17 protein-coding genes and 1 tRNA gene are annotated in these 17303 nt (G+C 35.5%); 8 read left to right on the top strand and 10 right to left on the bottom strand.

Going from position 1 to position 17303, the window contains the following annotated elements; genetic code table 11:
• The first annotated feature begins 475 nt into the window (after positions 1–475).
• A complete protein-coding gene (locus ABH942_RS04975) occupies positions 476–1171 on the top strand; it encodes a DUF1826 domain-containing protein (protein ID WP_370029876.1) in 696 nt (231 codons plus the stop codon).
• A gap of 40 nt (positions 1172–1211) precedes the next feature.
• On the opposite strand, the gene ABH942_RS04970 is transcribed toward ABH942_RS04975, so the two are convergent.
• The 3 genes from ABH942_RS04970 to ABH942_RS04960 all read right to left on the bottom strand — a co-directional run bounded on the left by ABH942_RS04970 (position 1212) and on the right by ABH942_RS04960 (position 3813).
• Positions 1212–3071: a DNA/RNA helicase domain-containing protein gene (locus tag ABH942_RS04970; protein WP_370029875.1), complete on the bottom strand. Its 1860-nt coding sequence runs from the start codon at positions 3069–3071 to the stop codon at positions 1212–1214.
• 57 nt (positions 3072–3128) lie between these two features.
• Positions 3129–3458: a nucleotide pyrophosphohydrolase gene (locus ABH942_RS04965; RefSeq protein WP_370029874.1), complete on the bottom strand. Its 330-nt coding sequence runs from the start codon at positions 3456–3458 to the stop codon at positions 3129–3131.
• A gap of 280 nt (positions 3459–3738) precedes the next feature.
• A tRNA-Pro gene (locus tag ABH942_RS04960) sits at positions 3739–3813 on the bottom strand.
• 162 nt (positions 3814–3975) lie between these two features.
• Between ABH942_RS04960 and trxB the strand changes: the two genes are divergently transcribed.
• On the top strand, positions 3976–4923 hold the full coding sequence (gene trxB, locus ABH942_RS04955; protein ID WP_370029873.1) for a thioredoxin-disulfide reductase: 948 nt from the start codon (positions 3976–3978) through the stop codon (positions 4921–4923).
• Between the two features lie 74 nt (positions 4924–4997).
• Here trxB and ABH942_RS04950 read toward each other — a convergent pair whose 3' ends face one another.
• From ABH942_RS04950 to ABH942_RS04925, 6 genes are all read right to left on the bottom strand, one after another.
• Positions 4998–5831: a GIN domain-containing protein gene (locus ABH942_RS04950; RefSeq protein WP_370029872.1), complete on the bottom strand. Its 834-nt coding sequence runs from the start codon at positions 5829–5831 to the stop codon at positions 4998–5000.
• A 143-nt stretch (positions 5832–5974) separates the two neighbouring features.
• Positions 5975–6691 carry a head GIN domain-containing protein gene (locus ABH942_RS04945; RefSeq protein WP_370029871.1) on the bottom strand — a complete coding sequence of 239 codons (717 nt, stop codon included), beginning with the start codon at positions 6689–6691 and terminating at the stop codon, positions 5975–5977.
• A 26-nt stretch (positions 6692–6717) separates the two neighbouring features.
• Entirely contained in the window at positions 6718–8526 is a 1809-nt protein-coding gene (locus ABH942_RS04940; protein WP_370029870.1) for a PspC domain-containing protein, read from the bottom strand.
• A gap of 5 nt (positions 8527–8531) precedes the next feature.
• Positions 8532–8861 carry a PadR family transcriptional regulator gene (locus ABH942_RS04935; RefSeq protein WP_056069700.1) on the bottom strand — a complete coding sequence of 110 codons (330 nt, stop codon included), beginning with the start codon at positions 8859–8861 and terminating at the stop codon, positions 8532–8534.
• Positions 8862–8903: 42 nt separating this feature from the next.
• On the bottom strand, positions 8904–9680 hold the full coding sequence (locus tag ABH942_RS04930; protein ID WP_370029869.1) for a GIN domain-containing protein: 777 nt from the start codon (positions 9678–9680) through the stop codon (positions 8904–8906).
• Between the two features lie 101 nt (positions 9681–9781).
• Complete coding sequence (locus ABH942_RS04925; RefSeq protein ID WP_370029868.1) at positions 9782–10324, bottom strand: DUF4870 domain-containing protein; 543 nt, start codon at positions 10322–10324, stop codon at positions 9782–9784.
• A gap of 254 nt (positions 10325–10578) precedes the next feature.
• On the opposite strand from ABH942_RS04925, the gene ABH942_RS04920 reads away from it, so the two are divergent.
• Entirely contained in the window at positions 10579–11031 is a 453-nt protein-coding gene (locus ABH942_RS04920) for a DUF4442 domain-containing protein (protein ID WP_370029867.1), read from the top strand.
• A gap of 92 nt (positions 11032–11123) precedes the next feature.
• Positions 11124–12029, top strand: coding sequence for a TIGR01777 family oxidoreductase (locus ABH942_RS04915; RefSeq protein ID WP_370029866.1), 906 nt, complete (start codon positions 11124–11126; stop codon positions 12027–12029).
• Between the two features lie 178 nt (positions 12030–12207).
• Here ABH942_RS04915 and ABH942_RS04910 read toward each other — a convergent pair whose 3' ends face one another.
• Positions 12208–12882, bottom strand: a complete 675-nt coding sequence (locus ABH942_RS04910; RefSeq protein WP_370029865.1) for a YceI family protein — start codon at positions 12880–12882, stop codon at positions 12208–12210.
• Between the two features lie 176 nt (positions 12883–13058).
• Here ABH942_RS04910 and ABH942_RS04905 point away from each other — a divergent pair, with 176 nt between their 5' ends.
• The 4 genes from ABH942_RS04905 to ABH942_RS04890 all read left to right on the top strand — a co-directional run bounded on the left by ABH942_RS04905 (position 13059) and on the right by ABH942_RS04890 (position 17292).
• Positions 13059–13637 (top strand): nucleotide exchange factor GrpE, encoded by a 579-nt coding sequence (locus tag ABH942_RS04905; protein ID WP_370029864.1) that lies wholly within the window; start codon positions 13059–13061, stop codon positions 13635–13637.
• A gap of 54 nt (positions 13638–13691) precedes the next feature.
• Complete coding sequence (gene dnaJ / locus ABH942_RS04900) at positions 13692–14810, top strand: molecular chaperone DnaJ (protein WP_370029863.1); 1119 nt, start codon at positions 13692–13694, stop codon at positions 14808–14810.
• 192 nt (positions 14811–15002) lie between these two features.
• Positions 15003–15926: an ABC transporter ATP-binding protein gene (locus tag ABH942_RS04895; protein ID WP_370029861.1), complete on the top strand. Its 924-nt coding sequence runs from the start codon at positions 15003–15005 to the stop codon at positions 15924–15926.
• A 61-nt stretch (positions 15927–15987) separates the two neighbouring features.
• A complete protein-coding gene (locus ABH942_RS04890; protein WP_370029860.1) occupies positions 15988–17292 on the top strand; it encodes an ABC transporter permease in 1305 nt (434 codons plus the stop codon).
• Positions 17293–17303: the final 11 nt, after the last annotated feature.

Genomic DNA, 17303 nt, shown 5'->3' with positions numbered 1-17303 from the left:
TAGATCATCTCTTATTTTTATCAATAGTTACTCTTTTATGTATATTTGGCGTAAAAGCGAAATAAGTCTTTGTACTCCCCTATGAAAAAAGCAATTATAATTGGTGCTACATTAGGTATTGGAAAAGAACTGGCAAAAAATCTTTCAAAAGAGGGATATCAAGTAGGTATTTCGGGCTGAAGAAATCAATTGCTCGAAACTATCCAATTGGAAAACCTACAAACTTTTGAAATCTTACAATTAGATATAACCATAACCGATATCCGTCCCCGGTTTTGTAGCTACCAACATGGCGAAAGGAGAAGGGTAGTTTTGGGTGGCGACTCCGGAAAAAGCTGCATGACAACTATTTGCTGCGATTCGGCGTAAAAAAACGAACAGCTTATATAACTAAAGGATGGGTACTGATTGCTTTTCTGCTTAAAGTTTACCGAAATGGATGTATGAAAAAATGTGAATACACTTTATTTAAAATATGGACAATAGATTTTCTGATAACGATCAGGTTGGAGTAGTTGCTTCCTTTTCTGAGTTGGTGAATATCAATTTTCAGGGAAATACGAATGCGCTTTGCTGGCATAGAAGTTTGGATGGAGATTTTAAAGAAATTATATCGAAACTTCAATTAAAAGAGAATATTACTGTGGCTTCTCCTGAAGATCTTCTGTTATTGCAATTATCAGAAAAGGGGAGTAGAGCCAGAGAAATTATACTAAACGATCTGCAATTATTAACCGATTTTGGAGCGTCGCCTTCTCTTAATTTGCTGAAATATTATGAACGGGATGATGAGTTCGATTTTATTTCAACCGATGTTTATTCCTGGCATGTTGATCGTTCACCTATTGGTACTGATACTTTTTTATGCACTTACTATGGTGCAGCAAGCGATATTATACCCAATAATCAAGTAACACAAAAAATTCTGATTCCTGAAGTCCGGGAAAAATTAAAGGAATTACACGATGGCCCGGAAGCAGAATTTGAAGATTTTTTAAAAGACAATTATTTTGATTTGCATTATCAGGCTAAATCTAATGCCGAACCTGTTAATTTAGGATTGGGGCATATTTGGAGATTGGCAGTAGATCATCCGGAACAAAACGTTTTGCCTTGTGTGCATCGTGCGCCTGTGGAAAAAGGGGAGTGTAGGTTGTTGTTGATTTGTTAGTGTGTAGTATCTTATATGGATAATTCATTAAGCCGTTCTTTTATTTTGATTGTAAAGATTGTTTAAAATATTCATTGGTTTCTTTATCAGTACAGTAAATATAACAGCCTTTCATTCCTCGAGTCATCAATGTTCTGTATGTGTTTTTGATAATGTTTTGTAATAAGTCCAGTGCATAGTCAGGGTTATTTTTTATCATTGTTTTATAGCCACGTACGGTAGAATCGTTGGAATCTCTTTTAGAAGGATCAGTAATAACCTGTCCATTGCGAACAATTAAATCATCGCCAATAATAACACCAATATAATCAACTTCTAATCCTTGGCAGGTGTGTATACATCCAATCTCATTTACAGATTCGGACTGAATAACCCATTTCATACCATCATCAGCAAGGTTCCATTGCATAGCAAAGTTATCTGACAGTACAATGTCCTTTTTATCGGGTTGTTTTTTACTTATCCATTTCCAGCAATATCCTGCCACTATACGTGCTTTGTTGTTGATTTTATTTTTTTCAAAAATTAAATCCCTTAAATCATCAGGGTTATCAAAGATTCTGAAATCAAATTCTTTTGTATCAATAGTTGTGTTAGCAGTATCTCTTATTTGAAGTATATAATCCAGCCATGCTAAATATCCATCTGAACCATTGCATCTAAATTGAGATGATAATTCTAATTCTGTTACTTTAGCACCAAGAGAAGCTGCCCATTTTTTAATTTCATTTTTCTCGCCGATATCATGTATTGCTACTTTTTGGTTTTCATCTATAAAAAAAACTGAAAATGTAGCAGCATTCATTATTTCTTTGATCTGGTTGTCTCCTAGATTTTTAAACATACCCGATTTCTCGTTTAATCGATGTGCTTCATCAACAATTAATGCATCGAATATATTTACTTCCTTATCAACAAAAGAACCAGAACCTGTGAAGAAATTGGATATCTCAGTTTGTTTAAATGTTCCCGTTAATTTTGTTTTATACACTTCTCTGGGAGCTGCATTTTTTGTGACATATTGTGTTAATAAACCCAGTTTAGTAAGGTTTGCTAATAGGTTTATTGCAACAACAGATTTGCCTGTGCCAGGGCCTCCTTCAACTATTAGTACATTTTTATTTACAGGACTGCTTTTTTGGGCTAGTTGTAATGCTGTTTCATATACAAGTTTTTGTTCATCAATCATTAAAAACTCTTGATTCCCTTTCAGCATTGAAGAGAGACTATCTGCTAAACTTTTTGACGGACGAATACGACCACCGTCAATCTCCAGCATTACTTTATTCTTATCGCCATATTTTACAAAAGATTTAATGAAATTTCTAAGCTTCATTACGTCTTCTTTCAGAAATAAAGGAGCTTTGTCAATATATTCTTTGTAAAAGTGATTGTTGATGATGCCATCGTTAGCATAGTTGTGTAAATAAGCGCACGGAACAAGGGTGATGTCAGATGTATAAACAGCTTCATTAAATCCATTTAGTAATGCAGCATATGTCCATGCCTGATAGGAAGGATGGCTGACTTCACGATGTCGATTACCTACAAAGGTAGATATGATACCGTCCTTAGTTGTTATTTCACTAGAAGACCATTGCTTAAGCTCAACCAAAATAGCAAAGTCTTCATAGTTTTCATTTTGTCCGGTGATAATAAAATCAATTCTTTTAGAAGTTTGTGGTATTTGATACTCCACAACAATTCCAATATCATCAGGAATATTTTGATCTAGCAATACATTATTCATATACTGCATAGAATTTTTCCATGAATTAATCTCGTTAGTGGTAGTTCGATGTCCTATTTTCTTTTTAAAAAAATCTAAAATTATATTTTCAATATCGTTTGAAATAACATCGTTTGAAAAATTGATTTTCGTATTCTGATAAACAATCATTGTTTAGTTTTAATAGTTTGTGGGAGATTTTTACAGTTTTATAAATAAAGTTCTAAACTATAGATTGTTGTACTTTTTACTATTTCCTTTAGCCTTATCAACAGGATATTTTTCAGCATTAATTTTTAGTTTGTTTTCTACAATTTCATTTACATCCAAACCGAACTTATCAGCAATATTAAATGCATACATAAAGATATCGGCCATTTCTTCTTTAACTTTTTCCACATTTACATCCTCATTCCTTTTCCATAGAAATAGATCTAATAATTCTGATGTTTCAATATTTAAAGCTATAGCAAGGTCTTTAGGGTTATGAAACTGATCCCAATCCCTTTCTTTATTAAATAGCTTAATTTTTTCAGTTAAAAATTTAATGTCAGACATATAGTAGAAAATTAAAGATTAAATATATGAAAAGGAGAATAAATAATGACTTTTTTTCTTTATTAGAGAGGAAAAATCTTTATTTAGGGTAGTTTTGGAAATATTTAAGATATAAAATTAAAGGGCCAACATACCATGTTAATTATTTGGATGATTTTCAAGAAATGAAATTACTACACAAATGAGGAAATAAAATAGAATATATCAAAAGACCAGTTTACTTATTAAGTCTACATAACAAAAAAAGCTCCAACTTTCGTTAGAGCTTTTTTCTTCTTAGTCGGGGTGGCAGGATTCGAACCTGCGGCCTCCTGCTCCCAAAGCAGGCGCGATAACCGGGCTACGCTACACCCCGAAAAGCTGAGTGCAAATATAAGACTATATTTTTATTCTGCAACAGAAAAAAATGAAATAGGATAATATTATTTTTAGATAGTTAAAACTAATCCGTTTATGCATTTAATCTTTCGATAAAAATGTACTTTTGCGTTGGAAAAAAATAATTCACTATACTATTATGTCTGATACAATTGAAAAAATAAAATGTTTGATTATAGGCTCCGGGCCTGCTGGATATACTGCTGCAATTTATGCCGCTCGTGCGGATATGAAACCTGTTATGTATACCGGTATGGAACCAGGAGGACAATTAACCACCACGACAGAAGTTGATAATTTTCCAGGGTATCCGGAAGGTATTGACGGACCAACGATGATGATACAACTACAACAGCAGGCGGAACGTTTCGGAACAGAAGTAAGAATCGGGATGGCAACTGCTGTCGAATTTTCAAAAGAAAAAGGAGGCTGGCATAAAATTACGGTTGATGGAAACAAGGAAGTCCTTGCTCAAACAGTAATTATTTCTACAGGAGCTACAGCCAAATATCTTGGATTGCCAAGCGAACAAAAATTACGTGGTGGTGGAGTTTCTGCTTGTGCGGTTTGCGACGGATTTTTCTACAGAAACCAGGACGTTGCCATTGTTGGAGCAGGAGATACTGCTGCTGAAGAAGCAACCTATCTTGCCAATATTTGTAAAAGCGTAACGATGTTGGTTAGAAAAGATGTGATGAGAGCTTCTAAAGCAATGCAACACCGTGTTGAAAACACACCTAACCTAAAAGTACTTTTTAATACAGAAGTAGAAGAAGTCGTTGGGGATCAGGTTGTAGAAGGTCTAAAAATGATCAACAATGCAACAGGCGAGAAATCTGAAATTGCGATTACAGGATTGTTTATCGCGATAGGGCATAAGCCAAATACAGATATCTTTAAAGGACAATTGGATATGGATGAAACAGGATATCTAATCACACCTGGAAAAACAACCAAAACAAACCTTCCCGGAGTTTTTGCTGCTGGCGATGTTCAGGATAAGGATTACCGTCAGGCAATTACGGCTGCTGGTTCAGGCTGTATGGCTGCTTTGGATGCTGAACGTTATTTGGCAACATTACACTAATCTAAGAATTTATACCATAAAAAAAATCCCAGGCATTGCCTGGGATTTTTTGTTTATGATTGTTGCTTACCAGACTATTTGATTGGCTTTTTCATAAGCACGGCACTGTCAGTAAAATTTTTAATTTCGATTTTCTGGTCACCATACAATTGCAGTTCTGATTTACCGGCTGCTTCTATTGTAGCTTTTACACTAACCTGAATACTTCCGTTAGCATAAGCTTCGGTAATGATTTCGGCATTTTTAGCATTTAGATTCTTCCCAGTAAAATTAGAATTATTGTCCAGACGTAATTTCAAATCAACGATATCACCTTCAATAACAGCTGTTGCTTTTTGGTACATATCAAATTTCAAAGATTCTGAAGAAATTAAGGCTTTCATATTGGCGTTCTTGCTTAATTCCACAGCTGCTGTCTCTGATTTTACATTCAGCTCTATTTTGGATTTGTCGTTGGCAAAAATTGTAAACCATCGGGACTTAACATTTAGAAATAGCTTTGTATAGTCGAATGTCTTGAATGTGATATTATCCAATTCAATGTCAGAAAGGGCATTGATTGTTGCTTCATTTTTTGCCGTTACCATTTTAAAATCATCAGTATACGTTACTTTGACACTTAGTTTTTTATAACTGGTTATATTTTTTGTAGTGGTCAAACGTAAAACTCCACCATTTAGGCTTGATTCTATAAATTCATGCAGATTCTCATCAGCTTCAATTTCCAAAGCATTGTTGTCTCCTTTTACAAGGAAAATTTCAATATTGTCTTCTACTTCCAGATTTTCAAAACTTTGGATTTCTCGAGGTGCTATGGTAACAATTTTAGTGCCCTTTATTTTTTCCTTGCTTTGTGAAAAGGAAACGGCTGTTGTCAAAATGACGGCAAATAGGATAAGTCTTCTCATTATAATGTAGGGATTGTTTTCACAAATATAAATAAAGATTACTAACGGTTGCTATACCGATGAATTTTTAGTCACTTACTTTTTCAGGTACAGAACAAGAAATTGAGATACAAAAAATCCCGATATGACTATCGGGATTTTTATTATTCACTTTTACTGATACCACCACCGGAGTCAGCATTTTGTTTTAGAAAATTCCTGGGAGTATTGTTGTAGTTTACTTGTCCGCCACTGCTAGCTTCAGCATCCAATGTAAGAATAGGATGGGTGCTAATTGTAGCAGCACTTGAAGCATTGGCAACAACGTCATTTGCAAACAATTCATCGGCATCAATCTCACTTGCACTTGAAGAATCGGCTTTAAACTTGAGGGCTTTACCTTTTAGATCTACTGAACTAGCACTGCTGCTGTTACAGGTAAGATCTTCGGCTTCTACTACAATATCGATATCAGAAGCGCTGCTTGCATCGACTAAAAGTTTTTCGCTTATTAGTGTACTGGTACTTGTAATCTTAGCAGCACTGGAGGCTTCAAGGCTTTCAATTACCGGCATCTTTACTCTTATCTTTCTGACATCAATATTCCTAAAGCTATTGGCATCTGTCCCAATATAAAGTATTCCGTTTTCAACAGATGTGGTAATATGCGAAAGTAGATTTTCATCAGTTTCAACGACTACCTGAAATGAATCGCCTTGTTCTACTTCAACTTCAAGAGCATTGCTTACATTAATTCCTTTGAAATCGGTTACATTTCTAGTCTCTACCCTAACATTTCCATTGCCAGTTATTGTTCTTTCATTTGTATACCGGCATGAAGAAAAGAATAATGCAAATAGCAGAGCTATAATTAATTTCATGAAATAAATTATAATTCGAATCATAGTTAGTTGTTTTTAATGATTACTCCGTCTTTATTCATTTTTAAACCTTTTGCCTTTCTATTTTGAGGGCCCTCTGTTCCTTCTTTTTTTATTTGTACGCCTTTATCGTTAATTGTTACAGTTGTTGAAGAATTTTGGTCTGCCTGAATATTTTGTTCCGTTTCTCTTGCTGCTTCTTGTTGAGCCTCAATTTCTGCTTCTCTGGCTATTTCTTGTTCATCAACCCAGGCTTCCCCTTCTTCAGATTCATTTTCATCTGCACAATTTAGGCATTTTACCTGAGAAGATTGCATTTGATAGATGTAAATGTCAGAATCGAACCACAAATCAAAGAAACTATTGTCCGTATGGTCATAGTTTTGTACGCTCATATCCGGTTTGAAATAAGTTCCTTCTGGAAGGTACAAGAAGATTTCTACTTTTTGATGACGGTATTTGTTTTTGATATCTGTAAGCAGGTAGTTATCAAAAATTAACTCGTTTCCTTTGAATTTATAGCTGTAATTAATTTTTTCAGCTCTTTCTCGTGCTATTGCAAACGACTTGCCTTCTGCTTTTTTCTCTATTTGGATGTAAGGTACTTTTTCGTCGGTTTTTAAAATACGCAGGGTTACATTGTTGGAATAAATAACCATTGCTTTTGACGAATCCTGTGCGAATAGGAAATCTTCTGTATCATAAATGTCTTTAGCAAAATAATCATTGTATGTAAATTTGATTTTCAACGTATCTTTCGGATTAAAGTCGATTTTCTGCTTTTGCACGACTTTGGCATCAAATGCTACTTCTGTTGCTTGTTGCAAACCTAATGCAACTAATGATCCTATAGAGATGATCCAAAGTGCCAACAAGGTATATTTTGCAGGATTTCCGATGGATTTCATATTTGTAATCAATAATTTCAATCCTAATATCAAAAGGAAGAAGAAAGGGATTCCAATGGCAATCAGAATTAGCATTCCTACAATCCAAAGAGGCACATCAGTGAAATTATCGATATAACTTTGCCAAGGGAAATGTACCATTGAAAAAGAACCTGCCGTTATGAATCCGATAAGCAACGATCCAAGTGTTACTGAGGCAAAAACAACAAGAAATGCTCCGATTACTTTTCCAAAGATGGAGAAGATTTTTAGCAAAACATCGCTTAACCCGCTCCCGATTCTTTCTCCGGCATTTCTGGCCTGGTTACCGATTTTATCGTAATCTACATTTTTGAATTTTTCAGAAAAAGTGTCGAATTCTTCACGAACTTTTTTTTCAATATTAGAGATCGTAACCGGTTCGCCAGTCATTTCCAGTTTTTCTGTTGTGGTTGTTGCAGCTGGCATTAAAATCCACAAGATAACATAGATTAAAAAGCCGGTACCAAAACCTAAAAGTAAAATTACCATAATGATACGCAACCATAAAGGATCGATTCCAAGGTAATGTCCAAATCCGGACAATACACCGCCAACCATTGAATTGTCTTTGTCACGGTATAATTTTCTAGCTCTTTTAGTTGATGAGCTATAATTATAAGTTTGCTCTGCTGCTGCTTCATCGTCAATTCGGTAGTCTTCCGGCTGTCCCATTACCGTAATTATCTCTTCTACATCTTTAAGACCTACGACTTGTTTTTCACCACGGTTTTTTTCGGTAAGCAATTCAGCAATTCGCATTTCAATGTCTTTCATTATCTCATCTTTTCCAGTTGAGTTTGATAAAGAACGTTTCACAGCTTCGAAATAGCGATTTAATTTCTGATATGCATCTTCATCAATATGAAAGAACATACCTCCTAAGTTAATATTTACTGTTTTGTTCATGATGATTATTTTTGGCTGGTTATAATGTTTACGGCATCTGACAATTCCGTCCATGTGCCATTTAATTCTTTTAAAAATTGTTTTCCTAATTCAGTCAGACCATAATATTTTCTTGGTGGTCCTGAAGTCGATTCTTCCCAACGGTAGTTAAGAAGTCCGTCATTTTTCAATCGTGTAAGGAGCGGATAAACGGTTCCTTCTACAACAAGCAATTTAGCATTTTTTAGAGTATCAAGTATTTCTGAAGTATAAGCATCCTTTTCTTTTAAGACGGATAAGATACAGAACTCCAACACTCCTTTGCGCATCTGGGCTTTAGTGTTTTCAATGTTCATATATGTGCTTTTAAATTTTTAATTAATTGTGTTTTTTAAGTTTTATTCAGGTCTATTCCATGTAATAGCTGTGGATTTGCTCTGATTGACTATGACAAAAGATTCGTTGTCAATTTTTAAATTTTCTGGGTTTCCGAAAAAAGTAATCGAAGAAGCATCTGTAGCTTTTGCAATCTTTTCTTTGGCATTTAGCAAGGCAGATGATTTGGTACCTGCTGTTGCTGTCATCTTGTCTACATAGAAATTTTTTGCATTGCAATAAGCGCCTGTACTTGTACTAATACTTGCTTTTTTAGCTTTTCCGGTAAGACTAACCGTCGCACCACTTTTGAAATTGCCTTTAAAAATATCGGTTTCAAATTTTCCGCTAAAAAGTGAACCTGAACTTACTTTTACACTCACTTTTGAATTTGGCAGGACAGTTCCTCTAAAATAGGAACCGGATAAAATTTCGATTTCTAAATCGTCTGCGGCTACCGGCCTGTCAAAATATAGTTTTGATTTTGATGAGGCTTTAAACGAATTGACATTTTTACCGGCTACGAAAACTTTTGAACTGCCTTCACTTTGTTTTTTGTTTCTTTTTGCATGATAAATTCTTAAGGTTTTTCCATCTGTTTCAGTAATGATAGATTCAAGTCCATCTTTACTGTCTCCTTCTACTCGTATTGAATTTTCGTTACTTTCCATATAAGTTAATTCAATTCCTGATTCTACTTCTATTTTTGAAAAATCACTGATTTTTCTGTTTTCTGTTACTTGGGCAAAACCTGTCAAAGCGGCCATTGCCATTGCTGTTGTGATGATGAATTTTAACATAAATGTTCGTTTTTTGATTGATGATTGATCGATGATTGATTGATGATGATGGTAGGGTGATTAGTCCTGATATTTTATAATCTTTTCATGGCTTTGGATTATTAAACTGTTTCGCTTTCTGATTGATGATTGATTGATGATTCGTTTTCTTCTGAAATTTCTGTTTTGTTTTCTTCTTTTTTCTGTGTCTTAAGAAAATTGATGGTCAGCGGATAGTTATATAGTTCTCCGTTTGCGGCTTTTATAGAAGCATAAATTATTAAGAAGAACTCGGCAACCTTTAGCGTAAAGAAAAGAACTGCTGCTGTTATCCCTATAATTACCATTCCTGTAATATGCTCAAGATGAAAATTCTCGATTATAAAATCATCGTTATGGATAATTGCGTTTACAGGCATGTTTTTGAAAATGGTAACGATGAATATCGGAATAGCTATCAGGCATAGAATTAATGAATACAAAAGAAGACTAAGCTGAAAATTAATGGCTTGTTTTCCATGATGGTCAATATAGTCTGAATCTTTTTTACTTGCTCCCCAAATAATTATTGGAAAGATGTAATTCCCAAATGGAATAAAATACTGTGTCAATGTACTTAAGTGTACAAAGGCGCTGGTCGTTTTTTGATTTGATGATGTTTCCATGATTAAAAGTATATAATAATATCCTATGCAAATATATGGCTAAAAGACAGTATCTTGTTTTGCATAGTACTAATATTTAACAAAAAATTAACAAATTTAAAATCTTTAAAAATGACTTAAATATCTGATTTGTAGTATTTAAAGTGCTTTTTGTCTTTTATCTCTCATCTGTTCTCTCTTTTCAATTTCTTTCTTTTCCCATCTCTTTTTCTCCAAATCAATTAATATTTACTATATTTCAAAAAAATAAACAGATGGAATTTACGGCCGGAAAACTCAATAAATTTCTTTTTTTTAAGCTGCCTTCCGCTTTTTTATGCGGTGTAAGGGTAAAGAATATCGACTTGGAACATTGCATCGTTACGGTAAAGCATCGCTGGATCAACCAAAACCCTTTTAATTCAATGTATTTTGCAGTTCAGGCTATGGCAGCAGAATTGTCAACCGGAGCTTTGGTCATGTATCATATAAAGAGAAGCAACAGGAAGATATCGATGCTGGTTGCTAATAACAAAGGGAATTTTACAAAAAAGGCAACCGGAAGGATTGTTTTTACCTGTAAAGACGGACATCTGATTGAAGATGCTGTTAAACGTACAATCGAAACAGGCGAAGGGCAAACTTTCTGGATGAAATCTATCGGGATGAATGAAAAAGGTGAGCAGGTTTCTGAAATGGATTTTGAATGGAGTATAAGGGTAAAATGATACCAGACGACACTTTGCCGTTAAACCTACCTTAATTAACATTTTATTACGCCTATCCGCTCGTAAATTTGACATATAGAAAATTTTACGCTATGAAAATTTTGATTACAGGAGCGACGGGTCTGATAGGGACAGAGTTAGTTTCCCTGTTATTGCAAAACGGAATCTCAATCCATTATCTGACTACTTCAAAAAAAGAAATTAAAAACGAACCCAATTACCAGGGTTTTTACTGGAATCCACAACAAGGGATTATCGATGAAAATGCTTTATTGGGAGTAGATACCATTGTTCATTTAGCAGGAGCTTCTATTTCCATGCGATGGACTTCAAAAAACAAGCAGGAAATTATCGAAAGCCGGACTTTATCCACCAATTTACTTTACAGGATATTGAAATCGCATCCGCATCAGGTAAAGCATATCGTATCGGCATCGGCCATTGGAATTTATCCTGACAGTCTTACCGCTTTTTATACAGAAGACAACAAATCAGTCGACAATTCTTTTTTAGGACAAGTAGTCGTAAAATGGGAAGAAGCTGTCGATAATTTCAAGAGATTAAACATAAAGGTCTGCAAGATCAGGACTGGTCTTGTCCTTTCTGAAAAAGGCGGCATGCTGAAAGAACTGCTTAAACCTATAAAAGTTGGGATGGGTTCAGCTTATGGTTCGGGAAAGCAATGGCAGTCCTGGATTCATATGTATGATTTGGCGCATTTGTATCATTTTGCCATCCAACATCAATGGGAGGGTGTTTATAATGCCACAGCTCCAAATCCTGTCGACAATCACGAATTGGTAAAAAAGACAGCAGCTATTCTGGAAAAACCTTTTTTTATGCCCAATGTTCCGGAATTTCTTCTTAAGATGCTTTTGGGTGAAATGTATATATTGCTGGTTTCAAGTCAGAATGTTAGTTCGCAAAAAGCTCAGGACAATGGATTTGTATTTAAATTCAGAACACTGGACAAAGCCCTTGAAAATCTTTTGGGCTAAGAAAATAAATCAGTAATCTCCCTACAAACTTTGCGGCTCTGCGTCTTTGCGTGAAATAGTTGCTCGCAAAGACGCAGAGCCGCAAAGCAAAAAAAACTAACTTATTGGAATTAAAGTTTCCTAAAATAAAAAGAGCTCCATTTCAACAAATGGAGCTCTTTTTGGGGTGAATTAACAATTATTTCTTAGCACTAATGCTAACCTTAAGTTCGATGTCGTCATTGATAAACTTATCTCCCAGATTGTCAAATACAGATTTTGATCCGTAGTTCACATTCCAAAGCGTTCTGTTAATTGTAAACGGATCGCTGACAAGTGTTACCGTATCTCCGTTAACAGTTACTGTAGCAGGAAATTTTACATTTTTTGTAATGCCTTTCATAGTCAAGTTACCTTCTACAGCTGTTTTTCCGTTTTCAGTCACGGCTTTTGTAATTTCAAAAGTAGCCTGCGGATATTTTTTTACGTTGAAAAAGTGATCGTAATCTGCTTCAGTACCACCTGTTCCTTTTAAGTGGCCTTCCAAATCTTCTTTCCCGTCACCGGCTTTCAAGTCGGTTACAGTAATTGTATTCATATCAATAGTGAATTTACCGCTATCCAATACGTTGTCTTTGATAGAAACTGTTCCATCAGTAAGGTTGATTGTTCCGGTATGTTTTCCTGTTGGTTTAGAACCTGTCCAGTCAATTTTGGAGTTTGTGTTGTCTACCTTATAAGATACGGCTTCACCAGATGCTTCTTTTACAGCGCCTGCTTCAGTAGTTTCAGCTTCTGCAGCCTTGTCATTTTTACAGGAAACTGTCAGGGTTAATGCAGATAAAATTAATAGAGATGCGATACGATTCTTCATAAATTTATTTTTTTAGCATAGCAAACATATCAAATCCAAGCTAGAAATCTCTTAAAATTATATTAAAATCAAAAAGCTTTTCGCGTTTGCAGTCCAAATTTCGATGAAAAAAAGCGTGACAATTTGACATTTTAAAACAATTGGCAGTACTTTTGCAATCCCTTGAAAAGCAGAAAATGAAATTTAAGAATATATTTAAAAGTAAAAATACTATGAATGCTGAAAATCAAGACAAAGAGCAGGAAATCGATGACGCAACTTTAGAAGCCAACGCAAATGGAGAACAGTTAATTGTGGAAGAATTAAGCGTAGAAGAGCAACTGACCCAAGATTTGGCAGCCGAAAAAGATAAGTTTATCCGTCTTTTTGCAGAATTCGAAAACTACAAAAGAAGAACTGCTAAAGAGCGAATCGATTTATTCAAAACAGCTAACCAGGAAGTTCTTCTGGCATTATTGCCTGTTTTGGATGATTTTGACAGGGCTAAAATTGAAATTTCAAAATCCGGAGACGAAAGTCTTTTAAAAGGTGTTGAATTAATCCATGAAAAGTTAAAAACAACTTTAGCTTCTAAAGGCCTTGAAGAAGTTGAAGTAAAAGCAGGAGATTCTTTTGATGCTGATTTTGCAGAAGCAATTACGCAAATTCCGGCACCTTCAAATGATCTGAAAGGAAAAATTGTAGATGTTGTAGAAAAAGGATATAAATTGGGCGACAAAATTATCCGTTTCCCTAAAGTGGTAATCGGACAATAATGACTCGTTATACTGCCGGGCGACCTGCAGTATTTCAATGCTAAAAATGAAAAAATGAAACAAGATTTTTACGAAATATTAGGAATTTCGAAATCTGCAGACGCTGCTGCAATCAAAAAGGCATACCGAAAGAAAGCAATTGAATTTCACCCTGATAAAAATCCGGGAAATAAAGAGGCGGAAGAAAATTTCAAAAAAGCGGCAGAAGCATATGAAGTTTTGAGCGATCCTCAAAAGAAAGCAAAATACGATCAGTTTGGTCACCAGGCTTTTGATGGTGCGGGTGGTTTTGGCGGAGGAAGTATGAATATGGATGATATTTTCAGCCAATTCGGAGATATCTTCGGAAGTGCTTTTGGAGCCGGATTTGGTGGCTTTGGAGGTGGAAATTCAGGTCCGCGCAGAGTGAAAGGAAGCAATTTGAGAATCAAAGTAAAAATGACTTTGGAAGAGGTTGCCAATGGTGTTGAGAAAAAAGTAAAAGTCAAAAGAAAAGTACAGGCTAAAGGCGTGCATTATAAAACTTGCCCTACATGTAATGGTCAAGGACAGGTGATGAGAGTTACCAATACAATTTTAGGAAGAATGCAGTCGGCAACAACCTGTCATACTTGCGGTGGTTCAGGGCAAGTGCTTGAAAGCAAACCGAAAGATGCAGATGCACAAGGAATGATTATGGTAGACGAAACGGTTTCTATCAAAATTCCAGCTGGTGTTGTAGACGGAATGCAATTAAAAGTTTCAAACAAAGGTAACGATGCTCCGGGAAGCAACAGCATTCCGGGAGACCTGATTGTTGCTATCGAAGAAGTTGAACACGAATTTTTAAAGCGTGAAGGCGAAAACCTGCATCTCGACTTGTATATAAGTTTCCCCGAAGCTGTTTTGGGTGTCACAAGAGACATCGATGCGGTAAACGGAAAAGTAAGAATCAAGCTGGAAGAAGGCATTCAGTCAGGTAAAATCCTTCGACTGAAAGGTAAAGGAATTCCAAGCATCAACGGTTATGGAAATGGTGATCTGCTAGTGCATGTAAATGTTTGGACACCTAAAAACCTGAACAAAGAACAAAAACAATTTTTTGAAAAATCAATTACAGAAGACAATTTCATCCCAAAACCAGAGAAGAGCGAAAAATCTTTTTTTGAAAAAGTTAAGGATATGTTTTCGTAGTAATTCAAATTTTTTTATATTTGGAGATTACTAGGCAACTAGTAATTTTCTTTTTCATAGCAATTTTTCCCATCCTTGTGCAAATAGGGGTGGGTTTTTTTTGAAATTCGCATAAATTTTGCTTTCAAATTCCTTATTTTTACACAGTCGGGGCTTAAGGGCCTCATTGAAGAAATAAATCCAAAAAACATAATGAGCAACATACTTGAAGTTAAAAATGTAGTCAAGCAATATGGCAATTATACAGCCTTAAACAATGTTTCGCTACAGGTTCCTAAAGGAAGTATATATGGACTTCTTGGGCCTAATGGCGCTGGGAAAACCTCGCTAATCCGAATAATCAATCAAATAACAATGCCTGATAGCGGTTCCGTTCTTTTGGATGGAGAGCAATTAAAACCGGAACACGTCCAGCACATTGGATATATGCCGGAAGAAAGAGGCTTGTACAAAACGATGAAAGTTGGCGAGCAGGCACTTTATCTTGCACAGTTGAAAGGACTTTCAAAATCGGAAGCGAAGAAACAACTGGATTATTGGTTTGACAGACTTGAAATTCAGGGCTGGTGGAATAAAAAAATTCAGGAACTGTCAAAAGGTATGGCGCAAAAGATTCAATTTGTCGTAACCGTTTTGCACAAACCAAAACTTTTGATTTTTGATGAACCGTTCAGCGGATTCGATCCTGTGAATGCCAATCTGATAAAAGATGAAATCCTGGAACTGAAAAAGCAAGGAGCTACAATTATTTTTTCTACTCACAGAATGGAAAGCGTGGAAGAACTTTGTGATGATATTGCTTTGATCCACAAATCCAATAAGCTAATTGAAGGAAAATTAAATGATGTCAAGAAAGAATACAGAACGAACAGTTTCGAAGTAGGAATCATGACCTCGAATGTAGAAGGATTGATGTATCAGCTGACTCAGAAATTTACTGTTGGGCAAACCAACTTCAAGACACTTAACGACGATTTGAAACTGGAAGTACAGATTGGAGATTCTTCTCCAAATGAATTGCTGAATATCCTGACGCAAATGGGACAGGTAACGCATTTCGTGGAAAAGATTCCAAGCGTTAATGATATTTTTATTAAGACAGTAAGCGGTAAATAGTTGCAGATTGAAAGCATACAAACATGCCAGAAATCATTAAATCACAAATCGAAAATCTAAAATGAGTATATTATCACTAATCATAAAAAGAGAATTCGTTGCAAAAGTCCGCAACAAATCATTTATCGTCATGACTTTCCTGAGCCCGTTGCTTATGGTAGGTCTTGTAGCATTTGTAGCCTATCTCAGTACGATGAAATCAGATGTCAAGGAAATTGCAATCCATGATGAAACCAATCTTTTTGTTAAAGAATTCAAGAATTCTGACGAATACCATTATCTCGATCGCTCAAAAATCGATTTAAAAGTGTTGAAAGATAGTATCGTTGCAGAAAAATACGAAGCCGTATTATACATTCCAAAAATGGAAGACAATAAGGAACTGGCTAAAAAAATACAATACATTTCCAATGACAGCCCGAGCCTTTCGTATATAGCCGACCTGGAAAGCATAATTGCCCAAAAACTCACAAAATCAAATTTTGAAAAAGCCAATCTGGATACGCTTGCCATCAAGAATGCTGAAGCACAAGTAGATATCAGTCTGGCAAAAGCATCGGGAGAAGAAACGGTAAAAGGACTGAATGAAATTAAGATTTTTATAGGTGCTGCATTTGGCTACCTGATTATGATGTTTATCATTATTTACGGTAATATGGTGATGCGAAGCGTTATTGAAGAAAAAACCAACCGTATTATTGAAATTATTATTTCATCGGTAAAGCCGTTTCAGCTAATGATGGGTAAGATCATAGGGACTTCTTTAGCGGGCGTATTGCAGTTTGTTATCTGGGCATTGCTTGGAGGAATTCTTTTGTTTGTTGCTTCCGCATTTTTGGGAATCAACATCGGAGCTTCACCATCAATGTCTCCGGAAATGATGGCGTCAGCTAACGAAGGTATGGCTGCCAATATGCAGCTATATGCCAATGAATTTAGAAACCTGCCAATTGCAACATTGCTGGTTTCCTTTATCATTTATTTTGTTGGAGGCTACTTTTTATACAGTTCTATTTATGCGGCAATTGGTGCAGCGGTTGATAATGAAACCGATTCGCAGCAGTTTCTTTTGCCAATTATATTGCCATTGATGCTAGGTGTTTATGTAGGATTCTTTAGCGTGCTGAACGATCCGCACGGAACAGTAGCAACCGTATTTTCATTTATTCCGCTTACCTCGCCAATCGTAATGCTGATGCGAATTCCTTTTGGTGTGCCGTGGTGGCAAATAGTAGTTTCTTTGGTATTGCTGTTTGGAACTTTCTTTTTGGTGGTATGGTTTGCTTCAAAAATTTACAGAATCGGTATATTGATGTATGGCAAAAAACCAACCTGGAAAGAGTTATACAAATGGCTTAAATATTAGATAAACGCAAA

The organism is Flavobacterium sp. 28YEA47A (assembly GCF_041262125.1).
Lineage (GTDB): Bacteria > Bacteroidota > Bacteroidia > Flavobacteriales > Flavobacteriaceae > Flavobacterium.
The sequence above is the reverse complement of the archived record's forward strand: the minus strand, read 5'-3'. Positions and strand labels throughout refer to the sequence as shown.

What these genes read in the sequence shown, in the direction of transcription:
- ABH942_RS04975 (WP_370029876.1), top strand. Translation starts at nt 476, where the DNA reads ATGGACAATAGATTTTCTGATAACGATCAGGTTGGAGTAGTTGCTTCC.
- ABH942_RS04970 (WP_370029875.1), bottom strand. Translation starts at nt 3,071, where the DNA reads ATGATTGTTTATCAGAATACGAAAATCAATTTTTCAAACGATGTTATT.
- ABH942_RS04965 (WP_370029874.1), bottom strand. Translation starts at nt 3,458, where the DNA reads ATGTCTGACATTAAATTTTTAACTGAAAAAATTAAGCTATTTAATAAA.
- trxB (WP_370029873.1), top strand. Translation starts at nt 3,976, where the DNA reads ATGTCTGATACAATTGAAAAAATAAAATGTTTGATTATAGGCTCCGGG.
- ABH942_RS04950 (WP_370029872.1), bottom strand. Translation starts at nt 5,831, where the DNA reads ATGAGAAGACTTATCCTATTTGCCGTCATTTTGACAACAGCCGTTTCC.
- ABH942_RS04945 (WP_370029871.1), bottom strand. Translation starts at nt 6,691, where the DNA reads ATGAAATTAATTATAGCTCTGCTATTTGCATTATTCTTTTCTTCATGC.
- ABH942_RS04940 (WP_370029870.1), bottom strand. Translation starts at nt 8,526, where the DNA reads ATGAACAAAACAGTAAATATTAACTTAGGAGGTATGTTCTTTCATATT.
- ABH942_RS04935 (WP_056069700.1), bottom strand. Translation starts at nt 8,861, where the DNA reads ATGAACATTGAAAACACTAAAGCCCAGATGCGCAAAGGAGTGTTGGAG.
- ABH942_RS04930 (WP_370029869.1), bottom strand. Translation starts at nt 9,680, where the DNA reads ATGTTAAAATTCATCATCACAACAGCAATGGCAATGGCCGCTTTGACA.
- ABH942_RS04925 (WP_370029868.1), bottom strand. Translation starts at nt 10,324, where the DNA reads ATGGAAACATCATCAAATCAAAAAACGACCAGCGCCTTTGTACACTTA.
- ABH942_RS04920 (WP_370029867.1), top strand. Translation starts at nt 10,579, where the DNA reads ATGGAATTTACGGCCGGAAAACTCAATAAATTTCTTTTTTTTAAGCTG.
- ABH942_RS04915 (WP_370029866.1), top strand. Translation starts at nt 11,124, where the DNA reads ATGAAAATTTTGATTACAGGAGCGACGGGTCTGATAGGGACAGAGTTA.
- ABH942_RS04910 (WP_370029865.1), bottom strand. Translation starts at nt 12,882, where the DNA reads ATGAAGAATCGTATCGCATCTCTATTAATTTTATCTGCATTAACCCTG.
- ABH942_RS04905 (WP_370029864.1), top strand. Translation starts at nt 13,059, where the DNA reads ATGAAATTTAAGAATATATTTAAAAGTAAAAATACTATGAATGCTGAA.
- dnaJ (WP_370029863.1), top strand. Translation starts at nt 13,692, where the DNA reads ATGAAACAAGATTTTTACGAAATATTAGGAATTTCGAAATCTGCAGAC.
- ABH942_RS04895 (WP_370029861.1), top strand. Translation starts at nt 15,003, where the DNA reads ATGAGCAACATACTTGAAGTTAAAAATGTAGTCAAGCAATATGGCAAT.
- ABH942_RS04890 (WP_370029860.1), top strand. Translation starts at nt 15,988, where the DNA reads ATGAGTATATTATCACTAATCATAAAAAGAGAATTCGTTGCAAAAGTC.